Origin of the sequence: Pseudomonas sp. NPDC088429, assembly GCF_044753305.1 — a bacterium.
GTDB classification, from domain to species: Bacteria; Pseudomonadota; Gammaproteobacteria; order Pseudomonadales; family Pseudomonadaceae; genus Aquipseudomonas; species Aquipseudomonas rustica.
The window spans coordinates 65,064-78,619 of the sequence record NZ_JBIVMX010000023.1; the positions used below are offsets into that span (position 1 = coordinate 65,064).

Annotated in this window: 14 protein-coding genes; 7 read left to right on the forward strand and 7 right to left on the reverse strand. The window is 59.4% G+C overall.

Features of this window, described 5'->3' with window-relative positions:
- The first annotated feature begins 216 nt into the window (after positions 1-216).
- Positions 217-1,098 carry a LysR substrate-binding domain-containing protein gene (locus ACIP66_RS14275; RefSeq protein ID WP_400648806.1) on the forward strand — a complete coding sequence of 294 codons (882 nt, stop codon included), beginning with the start codon at positions 217-219 and terminating at the stop codon, positions 1,096-1,098.
- A gap of 114 nt (positions 1,099-1,212) precedes the next feature.
- On the opposite strand, the gene ACIP66_RS14280 is transcribed toward ACIP66_RS14275, so the two are convergent.
- Complete coding sequence (locus ACIP66_RS14280) at positions 1,213-1,827, reverse strand: NAD(P)-dependent oxidoreductase (protein ID WP_400648807.1); 615 nt, start codon at positions 1,825-1,827, stop codon at positions 1,213-1,215.
- Between the two features lie 225 nt (positions 1,828-2,052).
- Entirely contained in the window at positions 2,053-2,931 is an 879-nt protein-coding gene (locus ACIP66_RS14285) for an MBL fold metallo-hydrolase (protein WP_400648808.1), read from the reverse strand.
- A 114-nt stretch (positions 2,932-3,045) separates the two neighbouring features.
- Between ACIP66_RS14285 and ACIP66_RS14290 the strand changes: the two genes are divergently transcribed.
- Together ACIP66_RS14290 and ACIP66_RS14295 are read left to right on the forward strand one after the other, a co-directional pair.
- Positions 3,046-3,951: a LysR family transcriptional regulator gene (locus tag ACIP66_RS14290; protein WP_212543924.1), complete on the forward strand. Its 906-nt coding sequence runs from the start codon at positions 3,046-3,048 to the stop codon at positions 3,949-3,951.
- A 130-nt stretch (positions 3,952-4,081) separates the two neighbouring features.
- The gene (locus tag ACIP66_RS14295) at positions 4,082-4,258 is read left to right on the forward strand and encodes a hypothetical protein (protein WP_212543925.1); all 177 of its coding nucleotides are present in this window, start codon (positions 4,082-4,084) and stop codon (positions 4,256-4,258) included.
- Positions 4,259-4,371: 113 nt separating this feature from the next.
- Here the strand turns inward: ACIP66_RS14295 and ACIP66_RS14300 are convergent, their stop codons facing one another.
- Positions 4,372-5,256 (reverse strand): helix-turn-helix domain-containing protein, encoded by an 885-nt coding sequence (locus ACIP66_RS14300; protein WP_400648809.1) that lies wholly within the window; start codon positions 5,254-5,256, stop codon positions 4,372-4,374.
- A 178-nt stretch (positions 5,257-5,434) separates the two neighbouring features.
- Here ACIP66_RS14300 and pobA point away from each other — a divergent pair, with 178 nt between their 5' ends.
- Both pobA and ACIP66_RS14310 read left to right on the forward strand, forming a co-directional pair.
- Positions 5,435-6,628: a 4-hydroxybenzoate 3-monooxygenase gene (pobA, locus tag ACIP66_RS14305; protein ID WP_400648810.1), complete on the forward strand. Its 1,194-nt coding sequence runs from the start codon at positions 5,435-5,437 to the stop codon at positions 6,626-6,628.
- A gap of 79 nt (positions 6,629-6,707) precedes the next feature.
- Positions 6,708-8,225: an MDR family MFS transporter gene (locus ACIP66_RS14310; RefSeq protein ID WP_400648812.1), complete on the forward strand. Its 1,518-nt coding sequence runs from the start codon at positions 6,708-6,710 to the stop codon at positions 8,223-8,225.
- Positions 8,226-8,309: 84 nt separating this feature from the next.
- On the opposite strand, the gene ACIP66_RS14315 is transcribed toward ACIP66_RS14310, so the two are convergent.
- The 4 genes from ACIP66_RS14315 to ACIP66_RS14330 all read right to left on the reverse strand — a co-directional run bounded on the left by ACIP66_RS14315 (position 8,310) and on the right by ACIP66_RS14330 (position 12,289).
- The gene (locus ACIP66_RS14315; protein ID WP_400648813.1) at positions 8,310-9,158 is read right to left on the reverse strand and encodes a cache domain-containing protein; all 849 of its coding nucleotides are present in this window, start codon (positions 9,156-9,158) and stop codon (positions 8,310-8,312) included.
- Positions 9,159-9,328: 170 nt separating this feature from the next.
- The gene (locus ACIP66_RS14320; RefSeq protein WP_400648815.1) at positions 9,329-10,183 is read right to left on the reverse strand and encodes an ATPase; all 855 of its coding nucleotides are present in this window, start codon (positions 10,181-10,183) and stop codon (positions 9,329-9,331) included.
- A 116-nt stretch (positions 10,184-10,299) separates the two neighbouring features.
- Positions 10,300-11,292 carry an NAD(P)-dependent oxidoreductase gene (locus ACIP66_RS14325; RefSeq protein ID WP_053123345.1) on the reverse strand — a complete coding sequence of 331 codons (993 nt, stop codon included), beginning with the start codon at positions 11,290-11,292 and terminating at the stop codon, positions 10,300-10,302.
- Between the two features lie 97 nt (positions 11,293-11,389).
- On the reverse strand, positions 11,390-12,289 hold the full coding sequence (locus ACIP66_RS14330) for a LysR family transcriptional regulator ArgP (protein WP_053123347.1): 900 nt from the start codon (positions 12,287-12,289) through the stop codon (positions 11,390-11,392).
- A gap of 96 nt (positions 12,290-12,385) precedes the next feature.
- On the opposite strand from ACIP66_RS14330, the gene ACIP66_RS14335 reads away from it, so the two are divergent.
- Together ACIP66_RS14335 and ACIP66_RS14340 are read left to right on the forward strand one after the other, a co-directional pair.
- Positions 12,386-12,787, forward strand: coding sequence for an ACT domain-containing protein (locus ACIP66_RS14335; RefSeq protein ID WP_400648817.1), 402 nt, complete (start codon positions 12,386-12,388; stop codon positions 12,785-12,787).
- 5 nt (positions 12,788-12,792) lie between these two features.
- Complete coding sequence (locus tag ACIP66_RS14340; RefSeq protein WP_158953292.1) at positions 12,793-13,395, forward strand: LysE/ArgO family amino acid transporter; 603 nt, start codon at positions 12,793-12,795, stop codon at positions 13,393-13,395.
- The last annotated feature ends 161 nt before the right edge of the window (positions 13,396-13,556 follow it).

Below are 13,556 nucleotides of genomic sequence, written 5' to 3' on the forward strand. Positions count from 1 at the left end.
CTTGTTCGCTGAAAACACAAGGCTTTTCTGTAGGAGTGAGCCTGCTCGCGATAGCGTCATCACATCCAACATCGCAGTGACTGATCTACCGCTATCGCGAGCAGGCTCACTCCTACATAAAAGCCCTTCATGGCTTCATTGAACGGTTGGCAGGTAGCCGCAACAATCGATTAAAAGTCATACTAGCCATGTCCTCACGTCATACCTTGGATCCACATGAAACGCATGCCTCCCCTGCCCGCCCTGCACACGTTTTTGATCACCGCGCAGTGCTGCAATTTCACCCGCGCCGCCGAGCAGTTGCACATCACCCAAGGCGCGGTGAGCCGGCAGATCGCCGGGCTGGAGGAGCATCTCGGTTATCCGCTGTTCATCCGTCTGGCCCGAGGTTTGGCGCTGACCGCCGAGGGACGCGAATGGCTACCGCGCGTGGAAAAAGTCTTCGGCCTGATCAGCGAAGCCACCGAGCAGATCGGTCTGCAGCGTGAAACCCTGCAACTCAAGGCGCCGAGTTGCGTGATGCGCTGGCTGCTGCCGCGTTTGCTGCAATGGCAGAAAGAACGCCCGGATGTGCCGGTGAAACTCACCGCGTCGTTGCAGCACGGGGTGGATTTTCAGCGTGAGCAATTTGATGCGGCGGTGATCTACGGGCCGCCACCGGATAACTCGCCGGGCGCTCTGCACCTGTTCGATGAGCAACTGACGCCGGTGTGTTCGCCGCTGTTGCTCAAGGGTTCGCCGGCACTGAATACTCCGGCGGATTTGCAACAGCATCTGCTGCTGCACCCGACGCACGATATTCAGGATTGGTCGGTATGGCTGAACGCCGCGCAACTGAATTTGAACAACGTCAGCAGCGGCCAGCATTTCGAAACGCTTGATCAGGCGATGTCGATGGCGTCGCATGGCACGGGGGTGGCGATCGGGGATTGGTCGTTGATCGGCGATGACTTGCGCGCAGGAAGGCTGGTGATGCCGTTTGCTTTGAAAGTGAAAACAGGATTGGCGTACTACGTGGTGTTGCCACCAGGAACCGAGCCGTCGCCACCGCTCGAAGAACTAATGATCTGGCTGACAGAACAAGCCCACACCCGCTAAACACAAATCCCCTGTAGGAGCTGCCGAAGGCTGCGATCTTTTGATCCTGGTTTTTTAAAATCAAAAACAAGATCAAAAGATCGCAGCCTTCGGCAGCTCCTACAGGGGGGTGTACTAGTAGCCGACGGTGTAGCGTTGGCGGGAGTGCTTTGGTGTTTCCACTTCGTCGATCAGTGCAATCGCATAGTCGGCAAAGGTGATCCAGCTACGGCCCTCGGCGCTCACCAGCAAGTGATCCTGGCCAACACGAAATTTGCCACTGCGCTCACCTTCCACAAACTCCGCCGATGGCGACAGAAACGTCCAGTCCAGTTCCTTCTCCTGACGTAGCGCATCCAAAAACGCAGCCCCCGCACTGGCCTCGGCCTTGTATTCGGCCGGGAAACCCGCGCTGTCGATCACGCGTGTATCGTCCGGCAGCAACAGCGAACCGGCACCACCCACCACCAACAACCGCTTCACACCCGCCTGCTTAACCGGCCCGACAATCGCCGATGCCGGCACCGTGGCGAAATGTGCGGCGGTGATCACCACATCGTTGCCGGCCACCGCGTCTTGCAGCGCCGCCGAATCCAGCACATCGACATTCTTGCTGACGACACCGGCGCGCGCGCCGATCTTCGACGTATCGCGGGCGATGGCGGTGACGCTATGACCGCGACGCAGGGCTTCTTCCAGCAGTTGGCTACCGGCACGGCCGGTGGCACCAATGATTGCGATCTTGCTCATGACGTTCTCCAGTTGGCTTGGGTGTATGTGCATTGAACTTCTGTGAAAATGCATTCCCTGTGGCGAGGGAGCTTGCTCCCGCTCGGCTGCGCAGCAGTCGCAAGCCCTGCCATCCGGGTGTGTCTGGCTAAATGCGGGGAGTGCTTCGCCCTCCAGCGGGAGCAAGCTCCCTCGCCACAAAAACAATCAGCAATCCTTGAGACCTCAGTATTCAGATGGAGCGCATTACCACTTCATCTCGCCCTTCGCGACTTTCGCGCTCAGCTCCAGCGAGCTCTCTTCGCCCAGCGTCGGGTAGCGCTTTTTCATCGCGGCGATCAGCGCAGCAGCATCCTTGGCCTTCGCCGTTTCTTCATCGAAAGCTTTAATGTAGTCGGCAGTAAATTTCACGCTGGCCTGCGAGCGGCTGCTCTCACCCAAATAGTGACCCGGCACCACGGTTGTCGGCTTCAGCGTTTCAATCGACTGCAGCGTTTCCAGCCAATCCGCATGAGATTGCGCGGTCTGCGTATCCGCCATCCACACATGGATGTGCTCGGCCACCACGACGCCACCGACCACTGCCTTGAGCGACGGAATCCACACGAAACTGCGATCCGGTTGCTTGCCGTCGAGCCCGACCACCTGCAATTTCTGCCCTTCAAGCATCAGGCTGTCGCCCTTGAGCACACCCGGCACGATGGTTTTCGCTGGCACATCGGCGCCCATTTTCGGCCCCCAGAACGCGAGTTTGCCGGCGACGGTTTTATTGATGTGATCGACGGTCGGTTGCGAGGCCAGCACCTTGGCATTCGGGAACGCCTTGGTCAGGGTGTCGAGGCCGAAGTAGTAATCCGGGTCGCCGTGGCTGATGTAGATGGTGGTCAGTTGTTTGCCGCTGGCGCGGATCTTTTCTACCACTTGTTCGGCCTGGGATTTGCCGAACTGTGCGTCGACGAGGATCGCGTCTTTCTCGCCGCTGACCAGCACCGAGGTCACCGGGAAAATCGCATTGGCGCCGGGGTTGTAAACATCCAGCGTCAGGTTGGCAGCCGCGGCATGCGCATCGAAACCCAGCGAGGCGGTGGCGAGTAGAACGCGTTTGAGGGTGGTGAAGCCGATCATCTGTTGCTCCGGTGTTCGAATGCCTTGCTTGGCGATGGAACAGAGCTTAGTTGCCAGACTCAGTACAAAAAATGCGATGCTGGGACATAGTTTGTTTCTGAAAGCGGGCAAATCATGGATCGTCTCCAGGCAATGCGGGTGTTCGTCACGGTGGTGGATCTCGGTAGCCAGTCGGCCGCTGCGGATCATCTGGATCTCTCGCGGCCGGTGGTTTCACGCTACCTGGCGGAGCTGGAAGATTGGGTCGGCGCGCGCCTGATGCATCGCACCACGCGCAAGTTGAGCCTGACCGCGGCCGGCAGTGAAATCCTCCCGCGTTGCCGACAGATGATCGAACTGTCGAGCGACATGCAGGCGGCCGTCAGCGAACCCCATGACGCGCCGCGCGGATTGCTGCGGATCAGCGTCAGCACCTCGTTCGGTCAGGCGCAACTGGCCGATGCGATGGCCGCGTACGTCAAACGTTATCCGGGGGTGAGCATCGATTTGCAGATGCTTGATCGCACGGTGAACCTGGTGGATGAACGCATCGACTTGGCGATTCGCACCAGCAACGATCTCGATCCCAACCTGATCGCCCGACGCCTGACTGTGTGCCGTTCGGTGGTGTGCGCGGCGCCTGCTTATCTGCAAGAACAGCCGATGCCTTTACGGGTGGAAGACCTGAGCCGCCACAACTGCCTGACGCACTCGTATTTCGGCAAGAGCCTGTGGCATTTCGAAGAGGATGGCGAACCGGTGTCGGTGCCGGTGCAGGGCAATATCAGCGCCAACGAGGCCAGCACATTATTGCGCGCAACGCTGGCCGGCGCCGGGGTGGCGATGCTGCCGACGTATCAGGCCGGGATGCATGTTCACAGCGGCGAACTGGTACGCCTGCTGCCCCACGCCGAACCACGCCAGATGAACATCTACGCGGTGTACGCCTCGCGCAAACACATGCCGGCGGCGCTGCGCAGCATGCTGGATTTCCTGGTGCAGCGATTCCCCGAGAACCCTGCTTGGGACGTGGGATTTTAAAAGTCAAAAGATCGCAGCCTGCGGCAGCTCCTACACGGATCCATGTAGGAGCTGCCGCAGGCTGCGATCTTTTGATCTTGTTCTATGCTGAAAGTAATACCGCAGGGTATTTCGTTCAGAGGTGAACGCCATGAACATCAAAACAAGAAGGTACGCCGCGATTTTCATCACCTGCGCTGCCACGCTGGCGCTGTACGGCACCGCGGCCTGGCGGGTCGAGCAGTTGCGACAGCTGCCGCGTGAATACGCGAGCTGCAATTTCGAGCGCTGCATTCCGCACAATGCGTCGCTGAACGCACTGCGCTGACTTTGTAGGAGTGAGCCTGCTCGCGATAGCGGTGTGTCATTCAGATAAATTTTGACTGAAACACCGCTATCGCGAGCAGGCTCACTCCTACAGGGGGTTGTGGTGATTTCGGTTTACTGTTCGGTCTTCAAGCGATCGCGGAAGGCCTTTGGCGATATCCCCACTCGGCGCCGGAACAGGCGCGTGAAGTTGGTCGGATCAGAGAACCCCAACAACTCCGACATCTCGTAAATGGTCATGCTGGTGTACGTCAGCAAACGCTTGGCTTCCAGTAACTGACGTTCGTGCATGATCTGCAACGCCGGTTGCCCCGCCAATTCACGGCACGTGCCATTAAGGTGCGACACCGAGATCCCCAGCCGATGCGCCAGATCCTCGACCTTCACGTGCTGACGGTAAGTCTCTTCCACCAACTGAATAAACCCGTTCAGGTATTCGCGTTGACGCTGCGGCCTTTGACTGGCGTTATGCCGCACGATTGCCTGGCGACTGACCCAGACCATGATCACGCTGACCAGCGAATGCATGAGCATTTCCCGCGCCGGTTGATGGCCGTTGTACTCGGCCTGCAACGCGGTGAACAAACTGTTGAGGTAGTCGCCGTCCTGGCCCGCCGGATAATTCTCGGTCTGCGCCAAAGCGTGCACCGAGTCGCCCAGTTGCGCCTGCAAATGGTTGATCAGCGGTGTGGCGAGGGTGACGATAAAGCCTTCAACGTCCTCGGAAAAACGAAAGCCATGCACCGATAACGGCGGCATAACCTGGATTGCCGGGGTCTGCAACTGCGTGCGATGGCCTTCGATTTCAAGCTCTGCCTGACCTTTGAAAACGAAGAGTAACTGGCACAAATCGGCGTGGCGGTGGGGTTTGATTTCCCATTGATGTTCGCGGCTGCGGGAGGAAATGGTTTCACAGTGCAGCAAGTCAGGGGTCGGCCAATCCAGGCTTTCACCGTAGAGCTTGAACACTGGAATCGAAGGCAGGTCAGGCTTGTTCATCACTTCAATCCAGGCCTCGAGGTTTGCGGGCGATAATCGCACCGATTGGCAGAATGTACAGGTATCGGCTCAGTTTTCACCTTCAATTGACAGACCCGCAAGGGAAAAATGCAAGCACTCGATCCATAAAAATAAATCAGCGGCGATTGTCGCGCGAAGCTTGCGAGTCATAAAAACAATGAAAACGCTGAAAACCCAAGTTGCCATCATCGGCGCCGGCCCGTCCGGTTTGCTCCTCGGCCAGTTGCTGCACAACGCCGGCATCGACACCCTCATCCTCGAACGTCAGACACCCGATTATGTGCTCAGCCGCATCCGCGCCGGCGTGCTTGAACAAGGCATGGTAGAGCTGTTGCGTCAGGCCGGGGTGAGTCAGCGCATGGACGCTGAAGGACTGATTCACGGCGGCTTCGAACTGGCGCTCGACGGGCGTCAGGTGCACATCGATCTGCACGCGTTGACCGGCGGCAAGACCGTAATGATCTACGGCCAGACCGAAGTCACTCGCGACCTGATGGCCGCTCGTCGGGACGCTGGCGCGCAGACGATTTATTCCGCGAGCAATGTCGTTCCCCACGGCATGAAAAGCGACGAGGCTTTTGTCACCTTCGAAAAGGACGGTGAAACCTGGCGCGTCGATTGCGATTACATCGCCGGCTGCGATGGCTTCCATGGTGTGGCGCGGCAGTCGATTCCTGAGGATTGTCTGAAGGTGTTCGAACGGGTTTATCCGTTTGGCTGGCTGGGCATTCTCGCCGACACGCCGCCGGTGCATGACGAGTTGGTCTACGCCCGCCACGAACGCGGTTTCGCCTTGTGCAGCATGCGTTCGGCGACGCGCACGCGGTACTACTTGCAGGTGCCGGCGGAAGAAAACGTCGCGGACTGGAGCGACCAGCGCTTCTGGGATGAACTGAAAAACCGCCTGCCAGTTGCACTGGCCGAGAAACTGGTCACCGGCCCTTCGATCGAAAAAAGCATCGCGCCGCTGCGCAGTTTTGTCGTCGAACCGATGCAGTACGGGCGGATGTTTCTGGTCGGCGACGCCGCGCACATCGTCCCGCCCACCGGCGCCAAAGGTCTGAATCTGGCGGCAAGCGATGTCAGCACGCTGTTCAATATTCTGATGAAGGTTTACCGCGAGGGGCGTATCGACCTGCTGGAGAAATACTCGGAGATTTGCCTGCGCCGCGTGTGGAAAGCCGAGCGGTTTTCCTGGTGGATGACTTCGATGCTGCACCGTTTTGATGATCACGATGCGTTCAGTCAGCGCATCAGTGCCTCGGAACTGGACTACTTTGTCAGTTCAGAAGCGGGCCGAAAAACTATTGCAGAAAATTACGCCGGACTTCCTTATGAGGCTATCGAATAGCCTGCTACCGACTTACACTGGCGAGCATCCCCGCTCGCCTGACGAACTGCGGGACTCTCACTGCCCGCAGGTTTTGCCCGTGACCAATCTCAATCACCCCGAAACGCCCAAACCGGCCATTCGCAGCGTGCTGGTGGCGCTGATGATGGCGATCTTTCTCGGTGCGCTGGATCAGACCATCGTCGCCGTGTCGATGCCGGCCATCTCCGCCCAATTCAAAGACGTCAGCCTGCTGGCCTGGGTGATTTCCGGGTACATGGTGGCGATGACTGTGGCGGTGCCGATCTACGGCAAGCTCGGCGATCTGTACGGGCGACGCAAGCTGATGCTGTTCGGCATGGGCCTGTTCACCCTGGCCTCGCTGTTCTGCGGCATGGCGCAAAGCATGGAGCAACTGGTGCTGGCGCGGATCCTTCAGGGCATCGGCGCCGGCGGGATGATTTCGGTGAGTCAGGCGATCATCGGCGACATCGTGCCGCCGCGTGAACGCGGGCGTTATCAGGGTTATTTCAGCAGCATGTACGCGGTAGCCAGCGTTGCCGGGCCGGTGCTTGGCGGCTACATGACCGAATACCTGTCGTGGCGTTGGGTGTTTCTGATCAACCTGCCGTTGGGGCTTGGCGCTTACTGGGTCGCGCACCGCAACTTGCGCGGGCTGCCGATTCCGCAACGCAAACCGATCATCGATTATGTCGGCACCGTGCTGATGATCATTGGCCTGACCGCGCTGCTGTTGGGCATCACTCAGGTGGGTCAGGGTCATGCGTGGCGCAGCGCTGAAGTGCTCGGGTTGTTTGCCTGCGCGGTAGTGGTGCTGGCGATTTTCGTCTGGCACGAACGTCGGGCGCGGGAGCCGTTGCTGCCGATGCACCTGTTCGCCAACCGTAATGCGCTGCTGTGCTGGTGCACGATTTTCTTCACCAGTTTCCAGGCGATTTCCTTGATCGTGCTGATGCCGTTGCGCTTTCAAAGCGTCACCGGCGCCGGCGCGGACAGTGCGGCGTTGCACTTGCTGCCGCTGGCGATGGGTCTGCCGATCGGTGCGTACTTCGCCGGTCGCCGCACATCGGTGACCGGGCGCTACAAACCGCAAATTCTGACCGGCGCGATTCTGATGCCGATTGCCGTGCTGGGCATGGCGGTCAGTCCGCCTGAAGCCACATTGATCAGTGGGTTATTCATGTTGCTCTGCGGGATTGCCAGTGGCATGCAGTTCCCGACCTCGCTGGTCGGTACGCAGAATTCGGTGGAACAGCGCGACATCGGCGTGGCCACCAGCACCACCAACCTGTTCCGCTCGCTGGGCGGCGCGGTAGGAGTGGCGTTGATGTCGGCGCTGCTGCTGGCGTTGTTGCAGGATTCCAGTTTTGCGCATTTGGCGAGCAGTTCGCTGATGAGTGAGGGGCACTCCGGGAATGTCTTGCTGGACGGCCTTAACGCGGCACCGGGGGATGCGCAGAATGCCTTGCGCGCGGAGTTGCTGGTGACGTTCCGGCATTTGTTGTGGGTGAGTGCGGCGGTGTCGTTGCTTGGGTTGGCGGCGGCGATTGCCATGCCGAATAACCTGCTGCGCGGGCGTGAGCACGGCGCAAAATAACAGCAAAAGATCGCAGCCTTCGGCAGCTCGTACAAGGTGACGCGCCTCATGTAGGAGCTGCCGCAGGCTGCGATCTTTTGATCTTCAAGGGCTGTAGTAACCGACCGCGACGAGGAAATGCCCGACCTTTTTCAGGTAGGCATGCTTATCTTCGATCTTGCCGGTCACCGGGTTTTTCCAGCGATACTCATACTCGCCTTCATCTTGCTTGCCGATCAGCGCCAGAATCGGCTCGCCCACCGGTTTGCCCTCCGGATCCTTGACCTTGCCGAAGTCGGTATTGATCAGCCGCAGATTGGTGCCGTGGGCAACATAGCGCTGGGTATTCAGGTCAACCACAAACACATACAGGTCATCCTGCAAATACCCGCCCTTGAGCGAATTGATCGCCGTCAGCGTGCCCTTCTCGTCTTTGCTCAGATCCGTCGCAGCTTTATCCAGCAGGGCTTTGGCTTGCTCTGCGGAGGCGCGTGGCAGGTAATAACCGACCGCCAGAATCCGCTGACCGATGCGCTGATAGAACACGTGTTTGCGCTCGACCTTGCCGTCAGACCAATTCTGCCAGCGGTATTCGGCTTGCTGAATGCCATTGCCTTCCGGCACCAGCAACGCCTGCTTGAAGGCTTTCTGCAAATCCGGCCCGAGCACTTCGCTGACATCGCGGCCAATCAGCGCTGACGACGGCCCACCGCTGGCGAGCATCACGCCTTTGGTGTCGACCACAAACACGTAGCGATCCTTGTCGACAAACTCGCCCTGACGACTGAAGGCCGCGAAAGCCTTGTCGCCGTTGTCGTGGTAGTAAGCGAGCGCTTTTTCCAGCAGGGCGATGGCCGCCTGGCTGTCATCTTTTGCGGCGGTCGCGGCGCTGGCCTGACCGAACCCGGCCAATACCAGCAAACAGAGCCAGGCGAATTTTTGCACAAACCCCATGACGCATCCCTCGTTCTTGTTGGTGTTTCAAGAGCGTAGACGGGTTGGCGTTAGACGGAGGTTGAAGATGAATCGAGAGATTGCCGCATCTTCCTGTGACAAAGGAGATTTCTGTGGTGAGGGGATTCATCCCCTCACCACAAAGGCTCCCCCGCATTAAGTGATCTGAGTTATGGCCGGGAATTGATCTGCTGCTGCAAGTTCTGGATCTGCGCCTGCAAGGTGTTGATGGTGCGGGTCATCTGCCCGCGGAACGCGTCGAACTCGGCGGTATTACCGCCGCCCTGTGGCGCTGCCGGGCGATTGTCCTGCTCGCTTTTGAGCACAACGATGTCCTGCTCCAGACGCTCGATCGCCGCGCTCGGATTGCCTTGCTTCTTCAACGCCGCAATATCAGCGCCGAGGCTCTTGAACTGCGCATCGAAGGCCTTCAACTGCGTATCGACCTTGCTGGTGTCCGCCGGGGTGCTTTTCAGCGTCGCCAGTTCTGCGCTCAAGGCTTTGACCTGCGCCTGCAACTGGGTATTGGCGGTCTGCTGCTCGGTGGTCTGCGCGGTCATCTGCGCCAGACGCTTGTCCAGATCACTGGCCTGCCCCGCGACGCCTTGCTGCTGTTTGTTCTGATCGAGCAGTTTTTCTTCCAACTGCTTGATCTGCAACTTCAAGGCTTCGCTGTCGCTGGTGACGTTGCTCTGGCTGGCGACGACTTTGCCGGAAATATCCTGCAAGCGCCCCGCCGCTTCTTCACTGATCCGCGCGAAGCTTTCCTGAGTCGCGACCAGTTGCTGCTCCATCAAGGAAATCTGCTGAAAGCTCCACCAGGCCAGGCCGATGAAAGCAAAAAACAACGCGCCGACCAGAGCCCAGAGCGGCCCGGTGCTGGCGGCTTTGACCTTGACCACTGGCGCTGTGCGCGAATGCACGGTGGTGCGGGCGGTGGTCGGAATGTCATCGTCGTCGAAGGTGTCGGCGCGCAGGCTCGGCACATCATCGAAATCGTCGTGGGCATCATTACGCATGGACATTGAGGCAACCTTTGTAAAACGCGGTGATGGCTAAATGCTGCGAAGTATAACCCGCTCAGCCGCAGGCATTGACCCTCGACCGAGGGCGCGGTTCAGTGCTGGCCGACCAAGTGAACTCAACGAATGTCCTGCGCTTTCCACCAGCCGCAGAACTCATCGAGCGCCGTCCACAGGCTGACTTGCGGATCGTAGTCCAGATAATGCCGCGCGCGGCTGATGTCGAGGGTGAAATTTTTCTTCATCACCTGCATGCCCAACCGCGACAGCGTCGGCTCCGGACGCCCCGGCCAGAGTTTGCACGCGCCTTCATTCAGCGCCGCGACGCTGTAGGCCAGCCCGTAGGAACGGTACTTGGTGACCTGTGGGACTTCCATTTTGCGCATCACGTAATTGACCACATCCCACAACGGCACCGGCGCACCGTTGCTGATGTTGTAGGCCTTGCCCAGCGCCGAACCGGCGGCGAGCAGACTGCTGAGCATCGCTTCGTTGAGGTTCTGCACACTAGTGAAATCGACTTTATTCAGACCGTTGCCGATGATCGCCAGACGGCCCTTGCGCTGCATATTCAGCAGGCGCGGGAAGATGCTCATGTCGCCGGCGCCGGTGACGAAACGCGGGCGCAGGGCGATGGTTTCCAGACCGAATTCCTGGGCGCCGAAAACCTTTTGTTCGGCCAGATACTTGGTCGCGGCGTAATGATGTTTGAAGCGCTTGGGCACTTGCTCTTCGGTCAGGTTGAGGTGGTCGCGGCCGTCGAAATAGATCGACGGCGACGACAGGTGCACCAGACGCCGGACGCGCTGCTTCAGGCAGGCTTCGACGATGTTTTCTGTGACCTGCACGTTGCCCTGATGAAAGTCCTGATAGCGCCCCCACAGCCCGACGGCCCCGGCGCAGTGCACCACGGCTTCGACATCGCTGCAGAGTTCGCGCGCCAGCTCGGCATCGCTCAGATCGCCGGGCACAAACTCGGCGCCACGGCGTACCAGATGCTCGACGCTTTCGGCCCGGCGCCCGTTGACCCGTACGTCCAGGCCCTGCTCCAGAGCGAAACGCGCAAAGCGTCCGCCAATGAAGCCGCTTGCGCCGGTGACCAGAATTTTCATGCACAACTCCAACAGAAAAGCAGCTGCGAGCATCAAGCTTCGAGCTACAAGTAAAAACGGTGCGCAAGCCCACAACTTGCCGCTTGCAGCTTGACGCTTACAGCTGTTTCCAAGGCACTAGCCATTGTGCTGAAGCGCGCACCAATTGCTCGGTCAGCAAGCCGAGCAACTGACCGCCATTGCGCCAATGATGCCAGTACAACGGCACGTCGATCGGTTTATCTGGCAACAGTTCGCGCAATTCGCCGCGTTGCAGTTGCTCGCGCACTTGCAGTTCCGGCACCAGTCCCCAACCCAAACCGGCTTCGGTCAGACGGATAAAACCTTCCGAAGACGGACACAAATGGTGCTCGAATCCGCCGTCGACACCCAGCGACGCCAAATAGCGATGCTGAAGAAAATCATCCGGGCCGAACACCAGCGCCGGGGTGCGCGGCAGTTGCTCGGCGCGCACGCCATCGGGGAAATGCCGCTCGATAAACGCCGGGCTGGCCAGCGCGCGATAACGCATCGCGCCGAGCAACACGCTACGCGCACCCGCCACCGGTCGTTCGCTGGCGCACAAGCACGCGGCCACTTCACCGGCACGCATGCGTTTGAGGCCGACGGTCTGGTCTTCGACGATCAGATCCAGCAATAAATGTTGCTCGGCGCAGAAATCGCCGACTGCCTGCGCCCACCAAGTGGCGAGGCTGTCGGCGTTCAGCGCAATGCGCAGGCGCTCCGGCAAGCCCTCTTCGTCCAAGGCTGGGACGAGGGTTTGCAGGTCGCGCTCAAGCAAACGCACTTGCTGCACATGGTTGAGCAAACGCCGGCCGATTTCCGTGGGCGACGGCGGCGTGCCGCGCACCAGCACGGGTTGGCCGACCCGCGCCTCCAGCAGTTTGATTCGTTGCGAGATCGCCGATTGCGACAACCCGAGAATCTGCGCGGCGCGCTCGAATCCGGCTTGCTCAACCACAGCGGCCAGAGCAGACAGCAATTTGTAGTCGAACATCAGTTTTCCTAATGAGCGATCAGCACTATTGGTTTTTCTTATACAGGTTTCGCCCGGAGAATAGCCAGCAAGCACTCTTTATCAAGGAACACTGCAATGGCTGGCGAAACCTCTCTCACAACCTTGTTGCGCAGCATGAGCCCGCAACTCAACGCCGGCGAATACGTGTTCTGCACCCTGCGCGACAGCCAATTGCCGGAAGGTCTGGAGACCATCGGCAGCTTCCGCGAGCAGGAAGGTCTGACGGTGATTCTCGAACGTTCCCACGCTGAACAGGCTGGTTTCAGCTTCGACTACGTCGCCGCGTGGATCACCCTCAACGTGCATTCAGCGCTGGAAGCCGTCGGACTCACCGCCGCGTTCGCCACGGCATTGGGCAAGGCCGGGATCAGTTGCAACGTGATCGCCGGCTACTACCACGATCATTTGTTTGTCGGTCAGGCCGACGCCGAACGCGCGATGCAGGTCCTGCGCGATCTGGCGGCCAACGCGGAGTAATTGTTATGTGGCAAAGCTATGTGAACGGCCTGCTGGTGGCGTTCGGGCTGATCATGGCGATCGGCACGCAAAACGCGTTTGTATTGGCGCAGAGCCTGCGGCGCGAGCATCACTTGCCAGTGGCCGCATTGTGCGTGGTGTGCGATGCGCTGCTGGTCGCCGCCGGCGTGTTCGGGCTGGCGACGATTCTGGCGCAGAACCCGACGCTGCTGGCGATTGCCCGTTGGGGCGGCGCGACGTTTTTGATCTGGTACGGCAGCCAGGCGCTGCGCCGGGCGTGCTCGAAACAGAGCATGAATCAAGGCGAGAATCAGACCGTGCGTTCGCTGCGTGCGGTGATGCTCAGCGCGTTGGCGGTGACGTTGCTCAACCCGCACGTTTATCTGGATACGGTTTTATTGATCGGTTCGCTGGGGGCGCAGCAATCGGTGCCAGGCGCTTATGTGGTCGGTGCTGCGAGTGCTTCGCTGTTGTGGTTTTTCACCTTGGCGCTCGGCGCGGCATGGCTGGCACCGTGGTTGGCACGGCCGAGCACGTGGCGAATTCTCGATCTGGTGGTGGCGCTGATGATGTTCACCGTGGCCGGGCAATTAATTATCGCCAGCTGATTTATTCCAAAAGGCTCTGGAACCTCTATCCCACACAGTTGTTGCGTGGTTATGGCGCAACCCCGGTGCTATGATCCAACCCCTGCGCCGCAAAGAGTAAAAACTCGCCGGTGCATTTCTGGCCGCCCGTGATCGGCCTTGCGCTCACCGCAACAGACCTG

Bases quoted from the DNA above. Each gene is read 5' to 3' on its own strand.
- ACIP66_RS14315 (WP_400648813.1), bottom strand. From the start codon at position 9,158: ATGGGGTTTGTGCAAAAATTCGCCTGGCTCTGTTTGCTGGTATTGGCC.
- ACIP66_RS14300 (WP_400648809.1), bottom strand. From the start codon at position 5,256: ATGAACAAGCCTGACCTGCCTTCGATTCCAGTGTTCAAGCTCTACGGT.
- ACIP66_RS14320 (WP_400648815.1), bottom strand. From the start codon at position 10,183: ATGTCCATGCGTAATGATGCCCACGACGATTTCGATGATGTGCCGAGC.
- ACIP66_RS14280 (WP_400648807.1), bottom strand. From the start codon at position 1,827: ATGAGCAAGATCGCAATCATTGGTGCCACCGGCCGTGCCGGTAGCCAA.
- ACIP66_RS14295 (WP_212543925.1), top strand. From the start codon at position 4,082: ATGAACATCAAAACAAGAAGGTACGCCGCGATTTTCATCACCTGCGCT.
- ACIP66_RS14330 (WP_053123347.1), bottom strand. From the start codon at position 12,289: ATGTTCGACTACAAATTGCTGTCTGCTCTGGCCGCTGTGGTTGAGCAA.
- pobA (WP_400648810.1), top strand. From the start codon at position 5,435: ATGAAAACGCTGAAAACCCAAGTTGCCATCATCGGCGCCGGCCCGTCC.
- ACIP66_RS14340 (WP_158953292.1), top strand. From the start codon at position 12,793: ATGTGGCAAAGCTATGTGAACGGCCTGCTGGTGGCGTTCGGGCTGATC.
- ACIP66_RS14285 (WP_400648808.1), bottom strand. From the start codon at position 2,931: ATGATCGGCTTCACCACCCTCAAACGCGTTCTACTCGCCACCGCCTCG.
- ACIP66_RS14325 (WP_053123345.1), bottom strand. From the start codon at position 11,292: ATGAAAATTCTGGTCACCGGCGCAAGCGGCTTCATTGGCGGACGCTTT.
- ACIP66_RS14290 (WP_212543924.1), top strand. From the start codon at position 3,046: ATGGATCGTCTCCAGGCAATGCGGGTGTTCGTCACGGTGGTGGATCTC.
- ACIP66_RS14275 (WP_400648806.1), top strand. From the start codon at position 217: ATGAAACGCATGCCTCCCCTGCCCGCCCTGCACACGTTTTTGATCACC.
- ACIP66_RS14335 (WP_400648817.1), top strand. From the start codon at position 12,386: ATGGCTGGCGAAACCTCTCTCACAACCTTGTTGCGCAGCATGAGCCCG.